The sequence below is a fragment of the Blastomonas sp. AAP25 genome, from assembly GCF_001295965.1.
Classification (GTDB): Bacteria; Pseudomonadota; Alphaproteobacteria; order Sphingomonadales; family Sphingomonadaceae; genus Blastomonas; species Blastomonas fulva.
In genome coordinates this window covers 59840-84358 of the sequence record NZ_LJHP01000013.1, presented here as the reverse complement: position 1 = coordinate 84358, position 24519 = coordinate 59840, and the positions used below count along the sequence as shown (strand labels likewise).

General features: G+C 64.8%; 20 protein-coding genes. 12 read left to right on the top strand and 8 right to left on the bottom strand.

Translation table 11 applies throughout. The features are described 5' to 3' along the window. Nucleotides 1-66 precede the first annotated feature (66 nt). The 3 genes from IP68_RS11230 to IP68_RS11220 all read left to right on the top strand — a co-directional run bounded on the left by IP68_RS11230 (nucleotide 67) and on the right by IP68_RS11220 (nucleotide 2227). A complete protein-coding gene (locus IP68_RS11230; protein ID WP_054135076.1) occupies nucleotides 67-441 on the top strand; it encodes a GFA family protein in 375 nt (124 codons plus the stop codon). A 210-nt stretch (nucleotides 442-651) separates the two neighbouring features. After that, on the top strand, nucleotides 652-1245 hold the full coding sequence (locus tag IP68_RS11225) for a TIGR00730 family Rossman fold protein (protein ID WP_054135075.1): 594 nt from the start codon (nucleotides 652-654) through the stop codon (nucleotides 1243-1245). A 16-nt stretch (nucleotides 1246-1261) separates the two neighbouring features. Beyond that, a complete protein-coding gene (locus tag IP68_RS11220; protein ID WP_231683928.1) occupies nucleotides 1262-2227 on the top strand; it encodes a phytoene/squalene synthase family protein in 966 nt (321 codons plus the stop codon). Here the strand turns inward: IP68_RS11220 and IP68_RS11215 are convergent, their stop codons facing one another. Further along, nucleotides 2228-2662 carry a hemerythrin domain-containing protein gene (locus tag IP68_RS11215; RefSeq protein WP_054135074.1) on the bottom strand — a complete coding sequence of 145 codons (435 nt, stop codon included), beginning with the start codon at nucleotides 2660-2662 and terminating at the stop codon, nucleotides 2228-2230. 161 nt (nucleotides 2663-2823) lie between these two features. Here IP68_RS11215 and IP68_RS11210 point away from each other — a divergent pair, with 161 nt between their 5' ends. From IP68_RS11210 to IP68_RS11185, 6 genes are all read left to right on the top strand, one after another. After that, a complete protein-coding gene (locus IP68_RS11210) occupies nucleotides 2824-3951 on the top strand; it encodes an efflux RND transporter periplasmic adaptor subunit (RefSeq protein WP_082382302.1) in 1128 nt (375 codons plus the stop codon). Nucleotides 3952-3982: 31 nt separating this feature from the next. Then, nucleotides 3983-7063 (top strand): efflux RND transporter permease subunit, encoded by a 3081-nt coding sequence (locus IP68_RS11205; protein ID WP_054135072.1) that lies wholly within the window; start codon nucleotides 3983-3985, stop codon nucleotides 7061-7063. Between the two features lie 190 nt (nucleotides 7064-7253). Beyond that, a complete protein-coding gene (gene msrA, locus IP68_RS11200; RefSeq protein WP_054135071.1) occupies nucleotides 7254-7787 on the top strand; it encodes a peptide-methionine (S)-S-oxide reductase MsrA in 534 nt (177 codons plus the stop codon). Nucleotides 7788-7893: 106 nt separating this feature from the next. Continuing rightward, on the top strand, nucleotides 7894-8757 hold the full coding sequence (galU, locus tag IP68_RS11195) for a UTP--glucose-1-phosphate uridylyltransferase GalU (RefSeq protein WP_054135070.1): 864 nt from the start codon (nucleotides 7894-7896) through the stop codon (nucleotides 8755-8757). Between the two features lie 77 nt (nucleotides 8758-8834). Beyond that, entirely contained in the window at nucleotides 8835-9146 is a 312-nt protein-coding gene (locus IP68_RS11190) for a hypothetical protein (RefSeq protein ID WP_054135069.1), read from the top strand. Nucleotides 9147-9268: 122 nt separating this feature from the next. After that, nucleotides 9269-9814 carry a hypothetical protein gene (locus IP68_RS11185; protein WP_054135068.1) on the top strand — a complete coding sequence of 182 codons (546 nt, stop codon included), beginning with the start codon at nucleotides 9269-9271 and terminating at the stop codon, nucleotides 9812-9814. Between the two features lie 213 nt (nucleotides 9815-10027). Here the strand turns inward: IP68_RS11185 and metK are convergent, their stop codons facing one another. After that, a complete protein-coding gene (gene metK / locus IP68_RS11180; protein WP_054135067.1) occupies nucleotides 10028-11245 on the bottom strand; it encodes a methionine adenosyltransferase in 1218 nt (405 codons plus the stop codon). A gap of 75 nt (nucleotides 11246-11320) precedes the next feature. Then, nucleotides 11321-12856: an apolipoprotein N-acyltransferase gene (gene lnt / locus IP68_RS11175; protein WP_054135066.1), complete on the bottom strand. Its 1536-nt coding sequence runs from the start codon at nucleotides 12854-12856 to the stop codon at nucleotides 11321-11323. A gap of 128 nt (nucleotides 12857-12984) precedes the next feature. Here lnt and IP68_RS11170 point away from each other — a divergent pair, with 128 nt between their 5' ends. Next, nucleotides 12985-13689, top strand: coding sequence for a hypothetical protein (locus IP68_RS11170; RefSeq protein ID WP_054135065.1), 705 nt, complete (start codon nucleotides 12985-12987; stop codon nucleotides 13687-13689). 174 nt (nucleotides 13690-13863) lie between these two features. Beyond that, the gene (locus IP68_RS20785; protein WP_304438729.1) at nucleotides 13864-14919 is read left to right on the top strand and encodes a sigma-54-dependent Fis family transcriptional regulator; all 1056 of its coding nucleotides are present in this window, start codon (nucleotides 13864-13866) and stop codon (nucleotides 14917-14919) included. 148 nt (nucleotides 14920-15067) lie between these two features. Here IP68_RS20785 and IP68_RS11160 read toward each other — a convergent pair whose 3' ends face one another. Further along, complete coding sequence (locus IP68_RS11160) at nucleotides 15068-15739, bottom strand: glutathione S-transferase family protein (protein ID WP_054135089.1); 672 nt, start codon at nucleotides 15737-15739, stop codon at nucleotides 15068-15070. Nucleotides 15740-15995: 256 nt separating this feature from the next. On the opposite strand from IP68_RS11160, the gene IP68_RS11155 reads away from it, so the two are divergent. Beyond that, nucleotides 15996-16535, top strand: a complete 540-nt coding sequence (locus tag IP68_RS11155) for an outer membrane protein (protein WP_054135063.1) — start codon at nucleotides 15996-15998, stop codon at nucleotides 16533-16535. A gap of 111 nt (nucleotides 16536-16646) precedes the next feature. Here the strand turns inward: IP68_RS11155 and gltB are convergent, their stop codons facing one another. The 4 genes from gltB to IP68_RS11135 form a co-directional block, all read right to left on the bottom strand. Further along, nucleotides 16647-21170, bottom strand: coding sequence for a glutamate synthase large subunit (gltB, locus tag IP68_RS11150; protein ID WP_054135062.1), 4524 nt, complete (start codon nucleotides 21168-21170; stop codon nucleotides 16647-16649). Then, nucleotides 21167-21868: a DUF2059 domain-containing protein gene (locus IP68_RS20220; RefSeq protein ID WP_156318062.1), complete on the bottom strand. Its 702-nt coding sequence runs from the start codon at nucleotides 21866-21868 to the stop codon at nucleotides 21167-21169. The genes gltB and IP68_RS20220 overlap by 4 nt, the downstream gene beginning before the upstream one ends. Beyond that, a complete protein-coding gene (locus IP68_RS11140) occupies nucleotides 21865-23298 on the bottom strand; it encodes an NAD(P)-dependent oxidoreductase (RefSeq protein ID WP_369814858.1) in 1434 nt (477 codons plus the stop codon). Before IP68_RS11140 ends, IP68_RS20220 begins: the two co-directional genes overlap by 4 nt. Before the next feature lie 273 nt (nucleotides 23299-23571). Then, nucleotides 23572-24375 carry an undecaprenyl-diphosphate phosphatase gene (locus IP68_RS11135; protein ID WP_054135060.1) on the bottom strand — a complete coding sequence of 268 codons (804 nt, stop codon included), beginning with the start codon at nucleotides 24373-24375 and terminating at the stop codon, nucleotides 23572-23574. Between the last annotated feature and the right edge of the window lie 144 nt (nucleotides 24376-24519).

Below are 24519 nucleotides of genomic sequence, written 5' to 3'. Positions count from 1 at the left end.
CCCGCTGCGCGGGCGGTCCCCCTCCCCCAGCAAGCTGTGGGAGGATTTGAGAACGGAGCAAATATCATGCACACCGGATCATGCCTCTGTGGTGCGATCACCTTCACCGTCTCGGCCCCGCTCAAGGGCCCGGATGCGTGCCATTGCGGGCAGTGCCGCAAGCAATCTGGGCATTACTGGGCCTCGACCGACGTCAAGCGCAGCGCCCTTGCGATTACCGGCGCGGACCATATCCGCTGGTACCAGTCGAGCCCCAAGGTGCGGCGCGGGTTCTGCGATACCTGCGGCAGCTTCCTGTTCTGGGACCCGCCGCAGCGCGATTCGATGGCGGTCGCGATGGGCGCGTTCGATGCGCCCACCGACACGCATCTGCATGTGCATATCTTCACCGCAGACAAGGGTGATTACTACGCCATCGCCGACGGCCTGCCGCAGGAGTGAGGGGGGTCGGTTGAATTACCCGGTCCCCTGCGGAGGCAGGGGCCCATCTCCAAACGGCTGCCATATCCGGCCTGGGTAGGAGATGGACCCCTGCCTTCGCAGGGGACCGAAAAACTCAGTGCCGGTGGCAATTCGCCTTTTCGTCGGCCGTGTCGAAGGCTAAGCGATCAGCCATCAGCCGAATACCGCTCGAGCCAGGATCCTTTCACCATGACCGCCCCCTTCAAGCGCCTTGCCATCTATTGCGGCTCCGCTACCCCCTCCGACCCCGTCTATATCGAGAACGCCCGCATGGTCGGCGCGACGCTCGCCGGGCGCGGGATCGGCGTGGTTTATGGCGGCGGGCGGCTGGGGCTGATGGGCGCAGTGGCCGATGCCGCGCTCGATCTGGGCGGCGAAGTGATCGGCATCATCCCCGAAGCTCTGGTCCAGGCCGAGGTCGCGCACCAGGGCTGCACCGAGCTGCACGTCGTCCCCGGCATGCACGCACGCAAGCAGAAGTTCACCGATCTGGCCGACGGCTTTGTCGTGCTGCCCGGCGGGGTGGGCACGATGGACGAACTGTGGGAGGCGATAAGCTGGTCGCAACTGGGCTATCACACCGACCCTGTGGGCCTGCTCAACATCAACGGCTTCTACGACGAGCTGATCGCGTTCAACCGCCACATGATCGAGGTCGGCTTCATCCGCCCGCAGCATGCTGACATCCTGATCGTCGACGAGACGCTCGACGGGCTGCTCGCCAAGATGGAAGCCTATCAGCCGCACCGGACGATCTTCGCGATGACGGCGGATGATCTTTGAAGGATCGGGCGGGGCTGTGACTCCTTCCCCCACCCCAACCCCTCCCCTCAGCTGGAGGGGCTTTGATCGCGCAGCCCTCGTCGCCTACGCCCGCGATTCGATCGCGCGCGGCTCCAAATCCTTCGCGCTCGCCTCGAAGCTGTTCGATGCCCCCACCCGCGAGCGCGCCTGGCTGCTCTATGCCTGGTGCCGCAAGTGCGACGACCTCGCCGACGGGCAGGACATGGGCCATGGCATGAGCGCGGTCACCGACGCGCACGCCCGCGTCGCCTATATCCGCGAACAGACCCAGGCTGCGCTCGCAGGCGCGCCGACCGACGACCCGGCCTTCGCCGCGCTGGCGGTGGTCGCTGCCGAGTGCCGCCTGCCGCACCGCTATATCTTCGATGTCATCGACGGGTTCGATCTCGACGCGCAGGAATGGCGCCCGCGCAGCGCAAACGACCTTTACCAGTATTGCTATCATGTCGCAGGGGCCGTCGGGCTGCTGATGGCGATCGTGATGGGGGTCGATCCCGAGGACGACGCCACGTTAGACCGCGCCTGCGATCTGGGGCTGGCGTTCCAGCTCGCCAATATCGCGCGCGACCTGTCCGAGGACGATTCGATGGGGCGCTGCTATCTGCCGATGGAGTGGCTGGCAGAGATGGACATTCCGCCGGGCCAGCACATGAAACCCTGGCTTCGCTCGCAGCTGGTGCCGCTGGCGGCGCGGCTGGCGGATCGGTCGGAGGCGCACGAGGCATCGGCGCGGGTGGGGGCGGAAAAGCTGCCGTTCCGCGCGCGCTGGGCGGTGCTGGCTGCAGCGGGAATCTATGGCGACATCGCCCGCGAGGTGCGCCGCCGCGGCGCGCAGGCCTGGGATCACCGGGTGATCACCACGGGCGGGCAGAAGATCGGCTGGCTGGCGCGCAGCGGCTGGCAGGCGGCATCGCGTCCCGATCCGGTCAGCCGCGAGGGGCTGTGGACCCGGCCGCGCTGATCAGGCCGCGCGCGTCGCGGCAATCTGCTCGGCGAGCGGGTAGATCTCGCGGTGCTCCATGTCGATCCGCTGCGCCAGCGCCGTAAACACCTCGGCCGATTCGCTGCGGAACCGGGCCTGCTGCGCGAGCAGCACATCAGCGCGCTTCCAGCGATCGACAAAGTCCAGGAACACATCGGCCAGCCCGCCCATCTCGCGCCATGCGCGTTCGCCGATCTCCGCCGTGCGCGGGTGGCTCGACTTGCGCAGCGCCGGATAGAGAATCTCGTCCTCCAGCGCGAGGTGGATGCGCAGGATGCCGGTCAGCCGCGCCAGCATGAGCGTGATTTCGACCGCGCCGGGGCGGTCTGCGATGTGGGTGGACCGGGACTGGATGTCCTGAACGATGGCCAGGCAGGCTTCATGTTGGGATTTCAGTTGAGCGATGCGCCACATGGTGCGGTTGGTCCCAAAGGCAACTCCGGCAGGAGTGCGGTCACCACAGCTAGCCAGACGTGCTTAACAATCTGCTAACCCCTGCCGGGAACTGCAGTTTCTCGCGGATCATACCAAGGTTGACGCTTGCCAGCCAAACTGGTTGCATATAGAAACCCAATATGCGCTTTCCTTCCCCTGTCGCCGCCAGAATGACGCTGGGCCTGTTGCTGTCCTGGGCCGCGCTGTCGCTGGCCTCCTGCTCGGAAGAGAAATCCGCCTCGGCCGCTTCGGGCAGCGAGAAGGTCTATCCGGTGACTCTCGCGATCGTGCAACCGGCGGCGACATCCAAGACCATCACCGCCGCCGGAACGGTGCGCTATCGCTACGAGACACCTTTGGGCTTCACCAGCGCGGGCAAGATCGCCAGCATCCGGTTTGAGGAGGGCGACCGGGTGGTGCCGGGCGCGCTGATCGCGGCGCTCGATGCGACCCAGGTCAATTCCGGCCTCGAAAGCGCACGTGCCGAGCAGCAGCGCGCGCAGGCAGAGCTTGGCCGCTTCCAGCAGCTGTTCGAAAAGGGCTGGGTCACCCGCGCCCAGCTCGAGCGCAGCGAGGCGGCGGCGCGCGCGGCAACCGCGCAGGTGAGCAACGCAGGGTTCGCCAGCGGCACATCGCGGATCATCGCGCCATCGGGCGGGATCATCCTGGCGCGCACCGCAGAACCAGGACAGGTGGTCGCCGCGGGCACGCAGATCGTGGTGCTGGGCGAAACCAGCGGCGGCATGGTGCTGCGCGCGCCGATGATCGACAGCGACATCAGCCGCCTCACCCCCGGAATGCCCGCGCAGGTGACGCTGTCTGGCATCGCCGAAGGGGTGATCGAAGGCACGATCAGCGAGATCGACGCCCGCGCCAACCCGACCTCCGGCGCGTTCGAGGTGACCGTGGCGCTGCCCGCCAATCCCGGTCTGCGCTCGGGCCAGATCGGCACCGTGCAGTTCCGCGTTGCGGCCCAGCCGCAGGACACCGGCCTCGCCATCCCCGCGAGCGCAGTGTTCAACGTCCGCGCAGGCGAGGGGTTTGTCTATCTGCTCGACGCCAAGGCCAGCCGGGTGCGCGCGCGCGCGGTGCAGATCGGCAGGATCGATGACCGCCAGCTGGTCATCACCGGCGGGCTGAAGCCCGGCGACCGGATCGTGGCGAGCGGGCTTGGCCTGCTGGTCGATGGCGCACGGGTCAAGCCGCTGGCGACCCGCCAGCCCAGCCGGACCCGCCAGCCCGCGCCCGCCCCCATGACGGCCCGGTGACGCCTCCGGTGCAGACAGACCGACGCGCGCCATGAACCTTGCCGCCTTCACGATCAGCCGGTGGCAGCTCAGCCTGGTGGCGTTCATGCTGCTCGCCGCGCTGGGGCTCACCTCGCTGTTCACCATCCCGCGCTCGGTCGATCCGCATTTCCCGATCCCCGTGGTCACCGTGATCATCGCGCTGCCCGGCGCCGATGCCGCCGATATCGAGCAGACCATCGCCAAGCCGGTCGAGGAGGTGCTGCGCGGGATCGACGACATCGACGAGATCCGCACCGGAATCACCGACGGCTTCGTGACCATCACCACCGAATTCGACTGGAACGGCGACCCCGACCAGTATTTCAACGATGTCGTGCGCGAAGTCAGCGCGATCCGCAACCAGCTGCCCGAGGGCATCACCGAGCTGCGCTACCGCAAGGCGCGCACCACCGAGGCAGCGGTTCTGCAGCTCGCCATGGTCAGCGAGACCGCCAGCTGGCGGCGGATGCAGAAATATGCCGAGGATATCCGCGATACCTTTGTGCGCTATCCGGGTGTGCGCAACACGGTGATCGACGGCCTGCCCCAGCCCGAGGTGCAGGTCTCGATCGACAGCCGCCGCCTCGCCGAATTGGGGCTTGCACCCTCGGCCATCGCCGATGCGCTGCGCCGCGGCGGGGCGGAGCTTCCGCCGGGCGCGGTGGAGAGCGCCGGGCGACGCTTCAACGTCGAGGCCGGCGGCGCCTATCGTGATCTCGAAACCATCCGCAACCTGCCGATCCGCGCGGGCAACGGCACATTGCTGCGGATTGCCGATGTCGCCACGGTGGACTGGGGCAATGCCGAGCAACTGTACATCACCCGCTTCAACGGCAAGCGCGCGATCTTCCTATCGATCCAGCAGAAGGATGGCTACGACGTCATCCGGCTGCGCGATTCGCTCGATGCCGAGCTCAGGCGGCAGCAGGCCGGCTTCCCGCCCGATATCCGGCTGGAGCAGATCTTCGACCAGAGCCGCGACATCGAATATCGCCTGCGCGAGCTGACCCGCGATTTCTCGATCGCATTGTTCCTGGTCATCTTCACTTTGCTGCCCTTGGGCTGGCGTGCCTCGGTGATCGTGATGATCTCGATCCCGCTGTCGCTGGCATCGGGGCTGCTGGCGATCAGCGTGATGGGGTTCAACTTGAGCCAGCTCGCGGTCGCAGGCTTCATCGTCGCGCTGGGTCTGCTGGTCGACGATTCGATCGTGGTGACCGAGAACATCTCGCGGCACCTGCGCATGGGCAAGCGCCGGTCGATCGCAGCGATCGATGCGACGCGCGAGATCACGCCTGCGGTGCTCGGCTCGACCGGCGTCTTGATCTTCGCCTTCACCCCTCTGCTGTTCCTGCCCGAAGGCGCGGGCAAGTTCACCCAGTCGTTCATCTACACCATCATCTTCACGGTGTTCGCCTCTCTGGTGATCTCGCTGACGATCATCCCGTTCCTCGCCAGCCGCATTCTCTCGCGTGACGAGGACCCGGAAGGCAACGCGATCCTGCGCTGGCTGACCCACCAGATCGAACGATTGTACCGCCCGATCCTGCACCGCGCGCTGGACAAGCCGCGCCAGACTTTGTGGGCATCGATGGCGCTGACGCTGTCGGCGTTCGCGCTGATCCCGGTGCTGGGCTTCAGCCTGTTCCCTTATGCCGATACCGCCTATTTCCGGGTTACCGTCGATGCCGAGCAGGGCAGCGGAGTCGCCACCACCGATGCGCTGGTGAAGAAGGCCGAGGCGGTGCTGGCGCGCGAGAGCGACATCAAGGTGCGCGCCACCAATGTCGGCAGTTCCAACCCGCAGGTGTTCTACAACGTCTTCGCGCTCGATCAGCGGCCCAATTTCGGCGAGGTCTTCGCGGTGATGGATCGCTGGGACCCGAAGCAGAGCCCGCAGATGGTGCAGCGCATCCGCGAACGGCTCGAGGCGATTCCCGGCGCGCGGTTCAATGTCGAGCTGTTCCAGAACGGCGCCCCGATCGCATCGCCCGTGGCACTGCGGCTGACCGGCGAGAATCTGGAGACGCTGCGCAGCCTGGCCGCGAAGATCGAGACGATCCTGCGCGCGACCCCCGGGGCGCGCGACGTGATCAACCCCGTTGCCACCAACGGCATCGATCTCGACGTCGGACTGGACGAGGCCAAGGCGGCGATGCTCAACATCGCGCCGGGCGAAGCGCGCCGCGCGGTCCGGCTGGCTTTGTCGGGCGAGAACGCTGCAGCCTTCCGCGATGAGGAGGGCGACAGCTACCGCGTCGTCGTGCGCCTGCCGCTCAGCGGTTCTCAGCCGATTTCCGCGCTTGACCAGATTTATGTCGCCAGCCGCACCGGCGAGGCAATCGCGCTGTCGCAGATCAGCACCCCGCGGCTGGAAAGCGTGCCCCCGCAGATCCAGCGCTATCAGCTCGAACGCTCGGTCACGATCACCGCCAATGCCCAGCCAGGCGCGCTGCCTTCGCGAATCAGCCAGCAGGCGATGGACAAGGTGGCCGAGCTCAAGCTGCCGCCGGGCTATCGCGTATCGGCAGGCGGCGAGGCAGAGGCGATCGCCACCGTGTTCGGCGGGCTGGGACCGATCATCCTGATCGCCCTGTTCGGCATCTTTGCGGTACTGGTCGCCGAATTCGGCCGTTTTCGTGAGACGATCGTGGTGGCAGGCGTCATCCCGCTGGGCACCTTTGGCGGTTTCGTCGCGCTGTTCGTCACGGGTGCATCGCTGAGCTACATGGCGATCATCGGCTTTGTCGCCTTGGTCGGGATCGAGATCAAGAACTCGATCCTGCTGGTCGATTTCACCACCCAGCTGCGCCGCGAGGGCATGGGGCTGCGCGCAGCGATCGAGCGCGCGGGCGAGGTGCGCTTCCTGCCCGTGCTGCTGACCTCGGTCACAGCCATCGGCGGGCTGCTGCCGCTCGCGATCTTCGGCGGATCGCTCTATGCGCCGCTCGCCAGCGTGATCATCGGCGGGCTGATCTCGTCGACCCTGCTGTCGCGCATCGTCACCCCGGTGATGTACCTGCTGATCGCACGCGGCGGCGAGCAGGATGATGATCCGAAATCGGCGGCGATAGCGCCTGTTGCCGGTTGAGGAACTTGTGCAGCGAGCATCGCGCGCTATCTAAAGCTCACACTCTCTCCCCTCCCGCATGCGGGAGGGGCAGGCCCGGCTTCCCGGGCCGGGGTGGGCCTGTAAGCACGAACCTCTGCTCAGGCCCAGCCCGGCCTTCGGCCACCCCTCCCGCATGCGGGAGGGGAGAATTGAAAAGGAACGATTTCACATGACGCAACAAACCGCCATCATCGCCGGAGGCTGTTTCTGGTGCACCGAGGCCGTTTTCAACGACGTCATCGGAGTGAGCAAGGTGGAAAGCGGCTATATCGGCGGCACAGTGGCAAACCCGACCTACAAGGCGGTGTGTGCGGGCACGACCGGCCATGCCGAGGCGATCCGCGTCACCTTCGACAGCGAACAGCTGAGCTATGCCGACCTGCTCGACATCTTCTTTGCGACGCACGATCCCACGCAGCTCAACCGCCAGGGCAATGACGTCGGCACGCAGTACCGCTCGGCGATTTTCCCGCTCGATGCCGCGCAGCAGGTCGAGGCGGAAGCCGCGATGAGCCGCAACCAGCCCAACTGGCCCGCGCCGATCGTCACCACCATCGAGGAGGCAACCACCTGGTATCCGGCCGAGGACTATCACCAGGAATACTGGAATGGCGAAGGCCAGCGCAATCCCTATTGCCTCGCCGTCATCCCGCCCAAGTTGCAGAAGCTGCGCAAGAGCTTCGCCGCACGGGTCAAGGGCTGACCCTGCCCGGCCTGCACTCTCCCGCCGACGCGGCACTGTCGCCTTGACAGTGCCGCACCGCGCTGCAAGGCAGGGCGTCGTCGGGGTGTAGACAAAAGGATACGACGTGAAGCCCATCCGCAAGGCTGTGTTCCCGGTGGCCGGTCTCGGCACCCGCTTTCTGCCCGCCACCAAGGCAATCCCCAAGGAGATGCTGCCGGTCGTGGACATCCCGCTGATCCAGTATGCAGTGGACGAGGCCCGCGAGGCGGGGATCGAGCAGATGATCTTCGTCACCGGTCGCGGCAAGAGCGCGATCGAGGACCATTTCGACATCGCGTACGAGCTCGAGCACACCATGCGCGAACGCGGCAAGTCGCTCGATGTGCTCGAACCCACCCGGCTTGGCCCCGGCAATTGCGCCTATGTGCGCCAGCAGGAGCCGCTCGGGCTGGGCCATGCGATCTGGTGCGCGCGCGACATCGTCGGCGACGAACCATTCGCGATCTTCCTGCCCGACGAGTTCATGGTCGGATCGCCCGGCTGCATGAAGCAGATGGTCGATGCCTATGCGAGCCTCGGCGGAAACCTGATCAGCGTTCTCGAGGTCCCGCGCGAGGCGGTTTCGAGCTATGGCGTGATCGCTCCGGGCAAACAGGACGGCGCAATCACCGAAGTGACCGGGCTGGTCGAAAAGCCGAAGGTCGAAGACGCTCCGTCCAACCTCATCATTTCAGGCCGCTACATTCTGCAGCCAGAGGTCATGCAGACGCTGAAGACGCAGGAAAAGGGCGCGGGCGGCGAAATCCAGCTGACCGACGCCATGGCGCGGATGATTGGCACCCAGCCGTTCCACGCGGTGACCTTTGCCGGCAAGCGCTATGACTGCGGATCCAAGGCGGGCTATGTCCAGGCGAACATCGCCGTCGCGCTGGAGCGTGAGGACATCGGCGCGGAGATTCGCGCCTTTGCGCTCGACCTGCTGAAATAGCGGTTCAGCATCGGCTCAGCCGGGCTATAGCAGGGAGGCGCGCGGGCGCTCGATCTGCGCGCCGGAGGGTCGAATCGATGAAATTCCTGTATCCGCTCGTGTTGCTGGCGCCGCTTGCGCTCTCCGGCTGCATCGCCAGCGCCGTGGGTGCGGTGGTCACCGCCCCGGTCAAGATCGTCTCCAAGGGCGTCGACCTTGCCACCACCAGCCAGTCGGAAGCCGACGAGAACCGCGGCCGCGCGATGCGCAAGGCCGAAGAGCGGCTGGGCAAGCTGCAGCGCCAGCGCGACAAGGCGCTGCGCAAATGCGATGACGGCGACGAGCGCGCCTGCGCCGATGCGCGCAATATCCAGGACCAGATCGACGAGGAGCGCGACCGCTTCAACTGAGCCGCCGGCAATCCGGTCTGGCACGCACCGCGGCACTGGTCACGAATCGCTGAAGCCGATATGGGCAGAGCCGCGCCGCTTCGGTTCAAGGCGGCAGCGTTGATGAAAGGCCTCGATTTCCCATGGATGGACAGCAGCTTTTTTTCCTGATCGCCGCACTGGTGGTCGTCGCGATGATCGTCATCTGGGCGCTGGTCGGGCGCAGTGGTGGCACCGGACACCACGACGCCGGGCATGATCACGGCCATGGCCACGACGATCATGGCCACGCCGCGGTCGAAGCGCCGCCCGCGATCGTCCCGACGATGGGCGCAGCGCTCGATCACACGGTCGCGCCACTCTCCACCGCCGATGTCGACGCCCAGATCGCCGCCCAGGCCCAGGAAGCCCAGGCCAGCGGCACGCCGCGGATCGCCGCCGCCATCGGCGAGCCCGACGACCTGCGCAAGATCAAGGGCATCGGCCCCAAGCTGAACACGCTGCTCGGCGAACTTGGCGTGTCGCGCTATGACCAGATTGCAACCTGGACCGCCGCCGATGTCGCCGAGGTCGATCCCTATCTCGGCACCTTCAAGGGCCGCATCACCCGCGATGCCTGGATCGAACAGGCCGGCTTCCTCGCCAAGGGCGATATAGCCGGGTTCGAGGCGAAGTTCGGCAAGCTTTGAGGTTCATCCTCGCCGGGACGGGACCATCTTCGTCACCCTGAACTTGTTTCAGGGCCCATTTTTCCGGATTGTGGCTTCGGCTCTTGGGGGCACGATGGGTCCTGGAACAAGTCCAGGATGACGGCAACAGGCCGGGTCACCTGCCGGTGAGCAAACAAAAAGGGCCGGGTCATCGCATGATGACCCGGCCCTTTTGTGTTCAGTTCGAAAAGATCAGGCCAGAGCGGCCTTCAGCTTGTCGGCCAGGTCGGTCTTCTCCCAGGGGAAGAAGTCGCCTTCTGGCTTGCGGCCGAAGTGACCATAAGCAGCCGACTTCTGGTAGATCGGCTTGTTGAGGCCCAGATGCTCGCGGATGCCGCGCGGTGTCAGGCGAACCAGCTGCGGCAGAACCGCCTCGATCTTGTCGTCGGCGACCGTTCCCGTGCCGTGCGTGTCGACATAGAGCGACAGCGGCTCGGCGATGCCGATGGCGTAGGACAGCTGGATGGTGCAGCGGCGCGCAAGGCCGGCTGCGACGATGTTCTTGGCCATGTAGCGGCTGATATAGGCAGCCGAACGGTCGACCTTGGTCGGGTCCTTGCCCGAGAACGCGCCGCCACCGTGCGGCGATGCACCGCCGTAGGTGTCCACGATAATCTTGCGTCCGGTCACGCCGGCATCGCCATCGGGGCCGCCGATTTCGAACGATCCGGTCGGATTGACGTAGATCGCGGTTTCATCGGTGATGAAGCCTTCGGGCAGAACCTTGTGCATCACAGCGACGACGTGGTCGTACAGCTTCTTGTACTTGTCCGCATCGCCCTTGCCTTCGTGCCAGAAATAGCCCGGAGCGTGCTGGGTCGAGACGACCAAAGCGGTGGCGCGCACCGGCTTTTCGTCTTCATACGCCAAGGTCACCTGGCTCTTGGCGTCGGGCTCGAGGAAATCGACGACCTTGTTGTGACGATCGTGCGCGAGCTGCTCGAGGATCTTGTGCGAATAGTCGAGCGTTGCGGGCATCAGGTCTTCGGTCTCGTCCGACGCATAGCCGAACATGATTCCCTGGTCGCCTGCACCTTCGTCCTTGTTGTCCTTGGCATCGACGCCCTGCGCGATTTCCGAAGACTGGCCGTGCAGGTGGTTTTCGAAGCTGAAGGTTTCCCAGTGGAAGCCGTCCTGCTCATAGCCGATGCGCTTTACGGTGGCGCGAACGGCCTGCTCGATCTCTTCCTTGGCACCCGGTGCCCATTCGCCGTTTTCGTAGACGCCCTTGCAACGGATTTCTCCGGCAAGCACGACGCGCTGGGTCGTGGTCAACGTTTCACATGCAATGCGTGCATAGGGATCCTTGGAGAGGAACAGGTCGACGACGGCGTCGGAAATCTGGTCCGCAACCTTGTCGGGATGGCCTTCGCTGACGGATTCGGAGGTGAAGAGGAAGCTCTTGCGCATGGGTCGCCTTCTTGCTGGGGCATGCCGGAAAACCCCCCGGCAGGCACATATAAAGAATTCCTTATATGATCGCCCTTAACGACGGAATGCGCGCAGTGCAACCGCCAACAGCAGCAGCACGCCCGCAAACGCCAGCGGCACAAGGTTGCCCCACAAGGCAAACGGGGTCGGGCCGTGCGGGCGCGGCAGCATCGCATCGATATGGCCCGCGCTTTTGTGCGCGATGCTGTGGAGCAGCCGGCCATCGGCATCGATCACCGCCGAAATTCCTGTGGGGGTCGAGCGGATCACCGGCACGCCCTCTTCCAGCGCGCGCAGCCGCGCCTGCGCCAGATGCTGCGGCGGGCCCCAGGATCCGAACCAGGCATCGTTGCTCGGGTTGAACAGATAATCGGGGCGGTTGGCGGCATCCACCACCTCGCCCGAGAAGATGATCTCGTAGCAGATCTGCAGCCCCATCCGCCCGAACGATCCCAGATCAAGCGTCTGCGCGCCGGGCCCGGGCGTGAAGCCGATCGTGCCGGGAACCAGCCGCGAGAGGCCGATCCGGCCGAGGATCTCCTCATAAGGCAGATACTCACCGCCGGGCACCAGATGGCTCTTGTCATAGCTGCCCAGGATCTCGGACCGGCTGGACAGCGCGAACACGCTGTTGGCCGCCGCGATCGGCTGGCCGTTGCGGTCGAAGTCCAGCTTGACCCCGCCGGTGATCAGCAGGTCGCCATCATTGATCGCGCGGGTCAGCCGCGCGCGCACGCCCGCGGCGGTTTCCGGGTACATATAGCGGCGCGGATAACCGTCCTCGAGAAAGTCCTCGATCGCGGCCTCGGGCCAGAACACGATGCGCGGGCCAGCGGCCTTGCGGTCGACGGTCTGGCGGGTGAGCCGCGCAAAGTTGCGCGCGGAAGCGACGGGATCGTATTTTTCGCCCTGATCGTTGTTCGGCTGGACCACGGTGATTGGCGTATCGCTGAAGCCGGCTTTATCCATCTGGGTGAGCCAGCCCGCGCCGGTCACCGCGCCGACGCCCGCCAGTATAGCCGCCGCCGCGATGAACTGCCTGCGCGCGAGCAGCCATACCGCGCCCGCGGCCAGCACCACCAGCGCGCCAAGGCCATAGGTGCCCACCAGCCGCGATCCCCAGCCCGCCTCGAGCGCGGCCACACCCAGCGGGTTCCAGGCAAAGCCGGTGAAAACCCAGGCGCGCATCCATTCGGTAACCAGCCACAGCCCAGCAAAGGCGAGGACGAACGCCGTGTCTGCGCTGCGCTCCTCGCCTCGCGCCAGCCATCTGGCGAACAGCGCCGCAAATCCCGGGAACAGTGCCAGGTAGAGCGACAATCCGACCACCGCGACCCAGCCCAGCCAGGCCGGCATCGTGTCCTGATAGGTGAAGGCATGCGCGATCCAGTTGAGGCCGATGCTGAACTGCCCCACCGCGAAGAACCAGCCGCGCGAAAACGCGCCGCGCTTTGAAGGTGCGCTGGCGATCAGGTGGATCAACACTGCATAAGCGATCAGCGTCACCGGCCACAGCCCCAAAGGCGCAAAGCCGGTGGCAGACAGGGCGCCAGCCAGCAGCGCGAACGATCGGGGATGACGCAGGATCATGGCGGCAAGCCTATGCCCGGCCTGCGATGCGCTGACAATCGGCCTTGCAACGCGGCTGTCATATCGTGGCGGGATGCCTCGCGCGAAATCAGGTGACAGCATCCGGGCGGGTGCGCATAAGCGGCGGCATGAAAAGCCTGTTGCTGCTGCTGAGCCTGCAAACCGCCGCCGTTCCGGCTGCCCCCGCCGCCCCTGCGCCCGCGCCCGTTTCGGCTCCTGCGCTGACACCGGCGCAGCGCGAGGACCTGACCTGCGCGGCGGCGTTTGCAATCATCGCATCCGAACAGGCGCGCGGCGTGACCTCTGCGCTCGCCTATCCCACCCTGGTAGTGCGCGGCCGCAGCTATTTCGTCGCCACCGCCGAGCGGATCGTCACGGAGACCGCGACGGACGACGACGCGGTTGGGCTGGCACTTACCCGGATCGTCGAGGACCTGCAGGCCCAGGCGGCACAATCCAACGATCCGGCGGGCGTGGTCGATGCCATCATGACCCCGTGCCTTGCCAAGCTCGACGCTGCGGTGCCGCTGCCGCCGCCGCCCTCGATGCTGCAATGCGCGATCTATCTACAGCTCGCCTTTGACGAGGTCGCTGGCCGCGAAGGCGATTCGGCGACCGCACGCGATCTCAAGACTCTGGCCACGGTGCTCGAATCGCGCGCGCGCGACGAGATGCGCGACGAAGGCCTCAGCGGCAACGAGGCCGACCGGCGCTTCATCGAGACCCGCGAGGCGATCGACGCGCGCGAAAAGGCCCGCGCGCCCGACGACGATGCCACCGATGTCGATTTCGAGCATTGCTTCACGCTCGCCAAGCCCGCCGAAAAGCGCTGACCTGCGGCAGTTGCCGCGCGTCCGGATCCGGCACAGCCCCCGCCTGCCCCCTGTCAAAAAATTGGCGTAATCTGTCACCCGGGCTGACGGCTTTACGCATCGTTAACGAATTACCCCTAAATCGTTAACCCAAGGCGGTAACGACCGCCATGAATGGAAAACGGGGCAAATTACATGGAAACGCTGGACGCACTGGCAATGGCAGACATGATCGTGGGCAACAGCACCGCGATCCGCGAAATTCGCGGTCTGGTCCGTTTCGCCGCAGAAACCCGCGCTTCCGTGCTGATCACCGGTCCTTCGGGCACCGGCAAGGAGCTGGTCGCACATGCCCTGCACCGCGCATCGTCGCGCGCCGCATCACCCTTCATCGCGGTCAACAGCGGCGCCATCCCGCGCGAACTGATCGAATCGGAACTGTTCGGTCATGAAAAGGGCAGCTTCACCGGCGCCATGGCGCGCCGCATCGGCCATTTCGAAGCCGCCAACACCGGCACCCTGTTCCTCGACGAAATCGGCGAGATGCCGCTCGACATGCAGGTCCGCCTGCTGCGCGTGCTGGAGGACCACAAGGTCCGCCGCATCGGCAGCAACGACGATGTCAATGTCGATGTCCGCCTGATCGCGGCGACCCACCAGTGCCTGGAAAGCGCAATTGCCGAAGGCCGGTTCCGCGCCGACCTTTTCTACCGGCTCAACGTCCTGCCGATCGAACTCCCTGCGCTGGCAGACCGGGTCGAGGACGTGCCGATGCTGGTCCAGCATTTCCTGTCGCGCGGCTTTGCCAGCGACAACCCCCCGGTGTTCACCGACGAGGCGCTCGCCATCCTGATGGCGCACGACTGGCCGGGCAATGTCCGCGAGCTCAAGAACCTGGTCGAGCGCGCTGCCGTGTTTTTCCAGGGCATGGAAGTGGGCACCGACCAGATGGCGATGCTGCTGCGCCCCGCGCGCTCGGCGCGCGCCGCAATCGCCGCACCGGTCGCGGTCGAACTGCCCGAAAACGTGGTCGCGCTGGCCGCGCCGATGGCCGCCACCCCGCGCTTTGCCCGCCCGATGGACCTGCGCGAGCATCTGCAGAACGAGGAAAAGCGCGTCCTGATCGAAGCGCTCGAATCGACCGGCGGCGTGGTCTCGGCCGCCGCCCGGCTCGTCATGCTGCAGCGCACGACCTTCGTCGAAAAGATGAAGCGCTACCAGATCGGCCGCGAAATGGCGCTGAGCGCGTAAGAACGAGCCTCTCCCCTCCCGTTTACGGGAGGGGAGGCTGAGCCGAAGGCGAAGACGGGGTGGGCCTGCGCCAACGTCGTGCTTTCAGGCCCACCCCGGTTCAGCAAGCTGAACCTGCCCCTCCCGCAGGCGGTAGGGGAGATTCTCTTTAAAAATCCGCTTCTTCGTAATGCGAGGGGGGCTTGATCACTTCCATCCGTTCGGCCAGCAGCGGACGAAAGGAAGGCCGGGATTTGAACTTCCGGTACCAGTCGGCGGTCTGGGCGTGCGCCAGCCAGTCGATCCCGCCCAGATAATCGGCAATCGAGATATGCGCAGCAGCGGCCAGGTCTGCCAGGCTCATCGTCGCGCCGCCGATCCACGCATTATGGTCGAGCAGATAGTCGATGTAATCGAGGTGAGTGTTGGCCAGCCGCATCGCCTCGCGCAGCACCCGGCCATCGGGCGGCTGGCGATAGATCAGCCGCTTGCGCATGCGTTCGTGCATCAGGGGGGCAACGACATCGCCGAAGAACTGCTCATCGAACCACGCCACCAGCCGCCGGATCTCGGCGCGGTTGTCGGCGGACCCGTTGATCATCGGGTTCTTCTCGACCGTTTCCTCGAAATACTCGCAGATCGCCCAGCTGTCGCACAGGGTCTGGTCGCGATCGCGGTGGCGCATCACCGGGGTGCGCCCGGCGGGGTTCATGTCGAGAAATTCGTCGCGCTGTTCCCAGGGTGATTCGCGCACCAGCTCATAGCCGATACCCTTTTCCCCCAGCAGCAGCCGGACTTTTCGCGAAAACGGACACAAGGGAAACTGGAACAACTGCCACATGGCATTATCCATGCCCCAGCAACAGGCAGGCGTCCACAGCCGCGAACGGGCGAGCACTGATTTTCCCGGTGGAAAAAGCCGATGCGCGAAAAGCGTCCGCCAGAAATCGCGAAGATGAACAGATTGTCATTTTATTACGACCAACCGCAGCAATCTGTCGATTGACAGCATCTTTCGTTCAGCTTGCAGTCCGCCTTGGCAGTCTAACCGGGTGGGGCGTCGGCGTTGAACCCGACGTCCAATGAAGGACACAATAATGAAGAAACTCTCCCCCATCAAACTCGCAGCCTTTGCAGCCTTTGCTGCGGCACCCTTTGCCCTGTCGGCGCCCGCAATGGCGCAGGACGCGCCCCAGACCGAAGTCTATGTCGGTGCGCAGGGCGGCTATCATGACCTGGGCAACAACCCGCTCGGCAAGGACGGCAGCCCAATCTATGGCCTGTTCGCCGGTGTCGACGTTCCCGTCGGCCCGACGCTGATCGTCGGTGCCGAAGGCAACTTCAACCTTGGCTCGGGAATCATCGACAGCGAATATGGCGCCACCGGCAAGATCGGCGTGCGTGTTGGCCAGAGCGGCCAGATCTTTGCGCGCGGCGGCTATCAGTGGGTCGATGTCGACGTTCGTCGTGCGACCGGCGTGAATGCCCCGGCCGGCTTCGATGACACCAGCGGCGACTATCTCGTCGGCGTCGGTGCCCAGTACAAGATCGGCACCAACACCGCGCTGCGCGTCACGGCCGACACCCTGGGCTTCGACACCACCCGCGTAACCGGCGGCCTGGCGTTCAACTTCTGAGCGACGGCCTGCTGACCGCTATCGGGTAACCGACAGCGGCAAAAAAACAGACCCCGCCTGCAGCCCTTTCCCCAAGGCTGCAGGCGGGGTTTCTGTTTGGGGTGCAGGTGCCTATTCGGCTGCTTCCATCGCCACCGCATCGCTGAGCGGATGGGCCAGCCGGGTGAGCATCTCCTTGGGGCAGACCTGCCAGAATTGCGGCAGATAGCGATCCCAGTTGCGCAGGATCTCCTGTGCCCACTGGCTGTCGGTGCCCTCGATATGCGCAGCGATCAGCCCCTTGAGCCGGTCTTCCCAGTGCGCGCTGTCGATCCGCTGCCACACGATCGATTCGGGATTGGCCTGGCCGGAGAAGCGATCATGCCGGTCGAGCACGAACGCCATGCCGCCGGTCATGCCCGCGCCGAAATTGCCTCCGGTCTCTCCCAGGATCACCGCAGTGCCGCCGGTCATGTATTCGCAGCCGTTCGCGCCGCAGCCTTCGACCACCACCTCGGCGCCCGAGTTGCGCACCGCAAAGCGCTCGCCCGCCTGGCCCGCGGCGAACAATTTGCCCGCCGTCGCGCCATAGAGCACGGTGTTGCCGATGATCGTGTTGGCATGGCTGACCAGAGGCGAGCTGACCGTGGGCCGCACGATGATCGTGCCCCCCGACAGCCCCTTGCCGACATAGTCGTTGGCATCGCCGAACACTTCCAGCGTGATCCCCTGGCACAGGAATGCGCCCAATGACTGGCCCGCAGACCCACGCAGCCGGATGCGGACATGCCCCTCGTCGAGCGCCTTCATCCCGTAGATCCGCGTGATCTCCGCCGACAGCCGGGTGCCGACCGCGCGGTGCGTGTTGCGCACATTGTACGTCAGCTGCATTTTCTCGCGCCGTTCGAACACGGGCTTGGCATCCTTGATGATCAGCGCATCGAGGCTGTCGGGCACCGCGTTGCGCCAGGTGTCGAGGTTGAACCGGCGCTGGTCGCTGGCGACATCCACCTTGGCGAGGATCGGGTTGAGATCGAGATCGTCGAGATGCTCGGCACCGCGGCTGACCTGACGCAGCAGGTCGGTGCGGCCGATGATCTCGTCGAGGCTGCGGAAGCCCAGCCGCGCGAGGATCTCGCGCACTTCCTCGGCGATGAAGGTCATCAGGTTGATGACCTTTTCAGGCGTGCCGGTGAACTTGGCACGCAGCCGCTCGTCCTGCACGCACACGCCCACCGGGCAGGTGTTCGAATGGCACTGGCGCACCATGATGCAGCCCATCGCCACCAGCGAGAGCGTGCCGATGCCGAACTCTTCTGCCCCCAGGATCGCCGCGATGACGACATCGCGCCCGGTCTTGAGCCCGCCATCGGTGCGCAATTTGACACGGTGGCGAAGGCCATTGAGCGACAGAACCTGATTGGCCTCGGACAGCCCCATTTCCCACGGGGTGCCGGCATATTTGATGCTGGTCTGCGGGGACGCTCCGGTGCCGCCGACATTGCCCGAGACCAGGATCACGTCGGCATGCGCCTTGGCGACGCCGGCAGCAATCGTGCCGATGCCCGCAGCCGACACCAGCTTGACGCACACGCGCGCATTCGGGTTGATCTGCTTCAGGTCATAGATCAGCTGCGCCAGATCCTCGATCGAATAGATGTCGTGGTGCGGCGGCGGGCTGATCAAGGTCACCCCGGGGGTCGAATGGCGCAATTTGGCGATGTATTCGGTCACCTTGAAGCCCGGCAGCTGCCCGCCCTCGCCGGGCTTTGCCCCTTGCGCGACCTTGATCTCGATCTCCTCGCACGCGCCCAGATATTCGGCGGTGACGCCGAAGCGGCCCGAGGCGATCTGCTTGATCCCCGAATTGGCGTTGTCGCCATTCTCGCGCGGCGAAAAGCGCTCGGAGGCCTCGCCGCCCTCGCCCGACACCGCCTTGGCGCCGATGCGGTTCATCGCGATCGCCAGCGTCTCGTGCGCCTCGGGCGACAGCGCACCCAGCGACATGCCGGGCGTCACGAAGCGCTTGCGGATCTCGGTGATTGCCTCGACCTCGTCCAGGGCCACCGCCTTGGGCGCGTAGTTGAACTCCATCAGATCGCGCAGATACACCGGCGGCAGCTGGCGCACGCCTTCGGCGAACTGGAGGTATTGCGAATAGCTGTCCTTGGCGACCGCGGTCTGCAGCAGGTGCATCAGGCCGGCGGAATAGGCATGCGCCTCGCCGCCATCGCGCTGCTTGTAGAATCCGCCGATCGGCAGCCGCGCGACATTGCTGTCCCACGCCGCGTCGTGGCGCAACTTGGCGTTGAGGTGCAGCGAGGCATAGCCTTCGCCCGAGATCTTCGAGGGCATTCCGGGGAACAGGTCGTTGACCAAAGCGCGGCTCAGCCCCACTGCCTCGAAATTGTAGCCGCCGCGATAGCTCGAGATCACCGCGATGCCCATCTTGGACATGATCTTGAGCAGGCCCTCGTTGATCGCCTTGCGATAGTTGGCGATGCAGGTGTCGAGCGACAGCGCGCCGCATAGGCCGCGCGCCTGCCTGTCGGCGATCGAGAGCTCGGCCAGCCAGGCGTTGACCGTGGTCGCGCCCGCGCCGATCAGCACCGCGAAATGGTGCGTGTCGAGGCACTCGGCTGAGCGCACGTTGATCGACGAATAGGCGCGCAGCCCCTTGCGCACGAGGTGGGTGTGGACGGCGGCGGCGGCCAGGATCATCGGTACGCCGATCTGGTCCTCGTTGGCGGTCTCGTCGGTCAGGAAGATCTCGGTGCTGCCTTCGCGCACCGCCTGCTCGGCCTCGTTGCGGATCCGCGAGATCGCGCTGCGCAGCTGCTCGGGGCCGCCATCGGCGGGGAACACGCAATGGATCTCGGCGACGTTCGATCCGAAATCGGCCTTCAGCCGCAGCCAGTCGGCATTGGTCAGCACCGGGGTGTCGAGCACCAGCACGCGCTCGTTCTGGCTGTCCTGCTCAAGGATGTTGGCAAGGTTGGAAAAACGCGTCTTCAGGCTCATCACGTGCCGCTCGCGCAACGAATCGATCGGCGGGTTGGTGACCTGGCTGAAGTTCTGGCGGAAGAACTGCGCGATCGGGCGCGGCTTGGCGCTGACCACCGCAAGCGGCGTATCATCGCCCATCGATCCGATGGCTTCCTTGGCGTCCTCGGCCATCGGCGCAAGGATCGTCTCCATGTCCTCGATGGTGAGGCCGGCCGCAACCTGGCGACGGGTGAGTTCGGCGCGGGTCATGTCGGGCAGGCTGTCGGCAGCTGCGGGCGGCAGGTCGGAGAGCTGGCGGAAGCCCTTGACCAGTTCGCGGTAGGGCTGCTCAGCGGCGATCCGGTCCTTGATCGCACGGTCGTGGTAGAAACGACCCTCGTGCAGATCGACCGCGATCATCTGGCCCGGGCCAAGACGGCCCTTCTCGACGATGCTGCTTTCGGGCAGCACCACCATTCCGGTTTCAGACCCGATCACCAGCAGGTTGTCGTTGGTGACCGAATAGCGCAGTGGACGCAGCGCGTTGCGGTCGACCCCTGCGACCGCCCAGCGGCCATCGGTCATCGCGAGCGCCGCCGGGCCGTCCCAAGGCTCCATGACGCTGGCCATATATTCGTACATCGCCTTGTGCTCGGGCGGCAGCACCTGGTCGCCCTGCCAGGCCTCAGGCACCAGCATGATCTTGGCGGTGGGCGCCTCGCGCCCCGAACGGCAGATCGCCTCGAACACCGCATCCAATGCAGCCGTATCCGACGCACCAGCGGGGATCACCGGCTTGATGTCCTCGCTGTTCTCGCCGAACGCAAGGCTCGCCATCTTGATCTCGTGGCTCTTCATCCAGTTCTTGTTGCCGCGGATGGTGTTGATCTCGCCATTGTGCGCAAGGCAGCGGAACGGCTGCGCCAGCCACCATTGCGGGAAGGTGTTGGTCGAATAGCGCTGATGGAAGATCGCGATCCGGCTTTCGAAGCGCGGATCGGTGAGATCAGGATAGAACACCGACAGGCTCTCGGCGAGGAACAGCCCCTTGTAGATGATCGACCGGCACGACAGCGAACAGACATAGAAGTCGTTGATCTGCGCGGCGATGACCTTGTTCTCGATACGCCTACGGACGAGATAGAGCTGCTTTTCGAACTCGGCGACATTCTGTTCGTCAGGCATTGGACCCGCGATCATGATCTGTTCGATCTCAGGCCGGGTGCGCTGCGCCTTGTCGCCAATCACCGAGATGTCGACCGGCACCTGCCGCCAGCCATAGATGGTATAGCCCGCCTCGATGATCTCGCTCTCGACAATCGTGCGGCAGGTTTCCTGCGCCTGCAGATCGGTGCGCGGCAGGAAGATCATGCCCACGGCGAGCTTGTTGGGGAGCACCTTGTGCCCCGAATCGGCGATCGCATCGTCGAAGAAGCGCACCGGCAGATCGACATGCAGGCCGGCACCGTCGCCGGTCTTGCCATCGGCATCGACCGCGCCGCGGTGCCACACCGCCTTCAGCGCATCGATCGCGCTTTCGACCACGCGCCGCGAGGGCTTGCCATCGGTCGCCGCGACCAGCCCGACACCGCAGGCATCGGATTCATAGTCGGGCCGGTACATGCCCTCGCGGGCGAGACGTTCGTGTTCGGGAGTGGCGAAGTGGGTCATTCTGAAACCTTTTGCTGTAGGTCGGCGATGTGTGCTGCAATTGCATCAAGGAAGACCTGCGAAACGCGCCCCTGCTCGCGCGACAAGACCTCAGCGACCCAATCGCTCGTACCTTGCCGCAGCTTTGGCCGGAGAGCGGCCAGCTTGGGATAAACGGCCGAGTTCCCAAACCTGGTCAGTGCGTCGGTATCTTCGGGGCCCATTGCTTGCAGCGCTGCTATAGTACCTGCTTGGACGATCTCATCTAATTCAGACCCAGTTGCACCATTGATCGCAGCACGGGACAACTTTCGACCCGTTGGCGAGCTATAGAAATTATAAGCTTGGCTTACTTCATCTAAAGTCAGCTCTTTTTTTAAGAGACTTAATACGAAATGTCTAAGAGCTGGTAGATTTTCCTCCAATATTAATTCTGTCTCGTTACGCGTTGCACGAACAATGGCCTCAGTTATTCCAGGGTATGTCATTTCCGGGGAAACGTCATTTCCCTCTCCAACTTTTTTTCTAACTTCCCATTCAAAATCATTCAGTAGCGACTGAATCAACCCATCGGGACTTACCAAAAGATCTGCAAGCATCTCAACAGGTGATGACTGAACCATGGCTCTGTCCGCGCCAACCGGTTGCAAAAACGCATAGCTTGCTGCAGGCATCGCAAAGAACAATGGACCGAATATGAGGCAGGCGCAGTGCTTCATGCTGCGACCTTCTGCGCACCCGCCCGCGCCTTGGCCTTCAGATATTTGTGCATATGTTCGGCGACATCGCGTCCGTCGCGGATCGCCCAGACCACCAAAGATGCCCCGCGCACGATGTCGCCAGCGGCGAACACCCCGTCGAGGCTGGTCATCATCGTCTTGTGATCGACCCGCAGCGTGCCCCAGCGGTTGACCGACAGCTCGTCGCAGCCGAACGCGCCTGGCAGATCCTCGGGATCGAAGCCCAGGGCCTTGATCACCAGATCGGCGGGGACAGAAAAATCGCTGTCGGGATCGGGCTCGGGGGTGCTGCGGCCCGAGGCATCGGGCGCACCCAGCCGCATCCGGCTGGCGCGCACCGCGCTGGCGTGCGGCGTGCCTTCGACCGCGACAGGCCCGGACAGCCAGACGAACTCGACGCCTTCTTCCTCGGCGTTCAAAACTTCGCGCTGCGAACCGGGCATGTTGATCCGGTCGCGGCGGTAGAGGCATTTGACCGACGCCGCGCCCTGGCGGACCGCGGTGCGCACGCAATCCATCGCGGTATCGCCGCCGCCGATGACGACGACGTTCTTGCCTTGCGCATTGAGCGCGCCGCTGTCGAATGCGGGGACATCGTCGCCAAAGCCCTTGCGGTTGGAAGCGACGAGATAATCGAGCGCCGCCACCACGCCATCGGCGCCGATTCCGGGCACCTTGATGTCGCGCGCCTTGTACACGCCGGTGGCGATCAGCACCGCGTCATGACGCTCGCGCAGCTCTTCCATGCTCGCATCGCGCCCGACGTCGAAGCCGTTGTGAAACACGATACCTGCGTCCTCGAGCCGCTTGACCCGGCGCATGACCACGTCCTTTTCGAGCTTGAAGCCCGGGATGCCATAGGTCAGCAGCCCGCCCGCGCGATCGTAGCGGTCATAGACATGGACGTCATAGCCGCCCATGCGCAGATACTCCGCCGTCGTCAGCCCGGCTGGGCCTGCACCGATGATGCCCACCGACTGGCCGCGCGGACGCCCGACGGCGACCGGTTCGACCCAGCCCTGCTCCCAGGCGGTATCGGTGATGTACTTTTCGACCGAACCGATGGTCACCGCGCCGTGGCCGGAGAATTCGATCACGCAATTGCCTTCGCAGAGGCGATCCTGCGGGCAGATGCGACCGCAGATCTCGGGCATGGTCGATGTCAGGTTCGACATCTCGTACGCCTCGCGCAGCCGGCCTTCCGCGGTCAACCGCAGCCAGTCGGGGATGTGGTTGTGCAAGGGGCAGTGCGTCGAGCAATAGGGCACGCCGCATTGCGAGCAGCGCGCGGACTGCTCCTGCGCGGCGTGGCCATCGAAACGATCCGAGATCTCGTCGAAATCCTCGGCGCGCGCGTCGGCAGCGCGCTTGGGCGGGTATGACTGGTCGAGATCGACGAACTTGAGCATCGCCAGCTTTTCCGCTGCCATGGCCGCAGCCTGGGTTGCGCCGTGCGGTTGCCCGTTTTCCGGTTGTTCTGCCATATCCTACCTGTCGCGCTGATGGTTAGTCGGCGGCAGGGCTATGCGCCCGCCGCGATTGCCGCAGCTTTAGGTCATCGGATCGGCGGAGTCACGTACTTTTATGACAATAGGTAAGCCTTACTGACTTTGTAATTTTGGACCATCTAGCTACAGGCGTATGCCTGGAGGCATGGCCACCTTTAAAGGACCGAAATGCGACTATCTGTTGGCGAGCCACACCAGAGCCGCCACGCCTGCGATTATGCGATACCAGGCAAAGGGCACGAATCCGAAGCGGGTGATGATCTTGAGGAACGCCTTCACCACTACCAACGCGACCACGAACGAGACGACAAAGCCGATCGCGATCGCGCCGAAATCATCGGGGGTCAGCAGTTCGCGGTTCTTGAACAGCTGAAGCGCGGTGGCGCCGGTCAGCGTCGGCAGCGCCAGAAAGAAGCTGAACTCTGCCGCGGTCTTGCGGTCGACGCCCATCGCCATGGCACCCAGGATGGTCGCGCCCGAGCGGCTGACGCCGGGGATCATCGCGATGCACTGGACGAGGCCGATGCCGATCGCGGTCTTGAACGGAACGCCGGCAACACCGCCGGCATCGCTGGTCTTGGCGAGTTTCTCGACCACCAGGATCGCGACACCGCCGATGATCAGCGCCCAGGCGACCACCACCGCATTTTCGAGCAGTTTGTCGATCTGATCGCCAAACGCCAGGCCCAGCACGACGGCGGGGAAGAAGGCGATCAGCAGGTTGCGGGTGAAGGCGACCGCCGAAGGCTCCCATGTCATCAGGCCCTTGAGCACATCCATGAACGTCCGCCAGTAGAGCACGACGATGGCAAGAATCGCGCCGGGCTGGATCGCGATGTTGAACACCGCCCAGGCCTGGGCATCGAAGCCCAGCAGCTCGGTGGCGAGGATCAGGTGCCCAGTGGATGAAACCGGAAGAAACTCGGTCAGGCCTTCGACGATTCCCAGCAAAATGGGGATGAGATACAGTTCGATCATCCGGCTGTAAGAGCGGCGGCAGACTGCCAAGTCAACCGGCTATCGGCCTTTTTGCATGGGCATCTGCCGCACGACAGATCGGTTTTCGAACCGGGCCGACGAACAGATGCTGACATCCGCGATCGCTTATGGCAGCATCGCTGC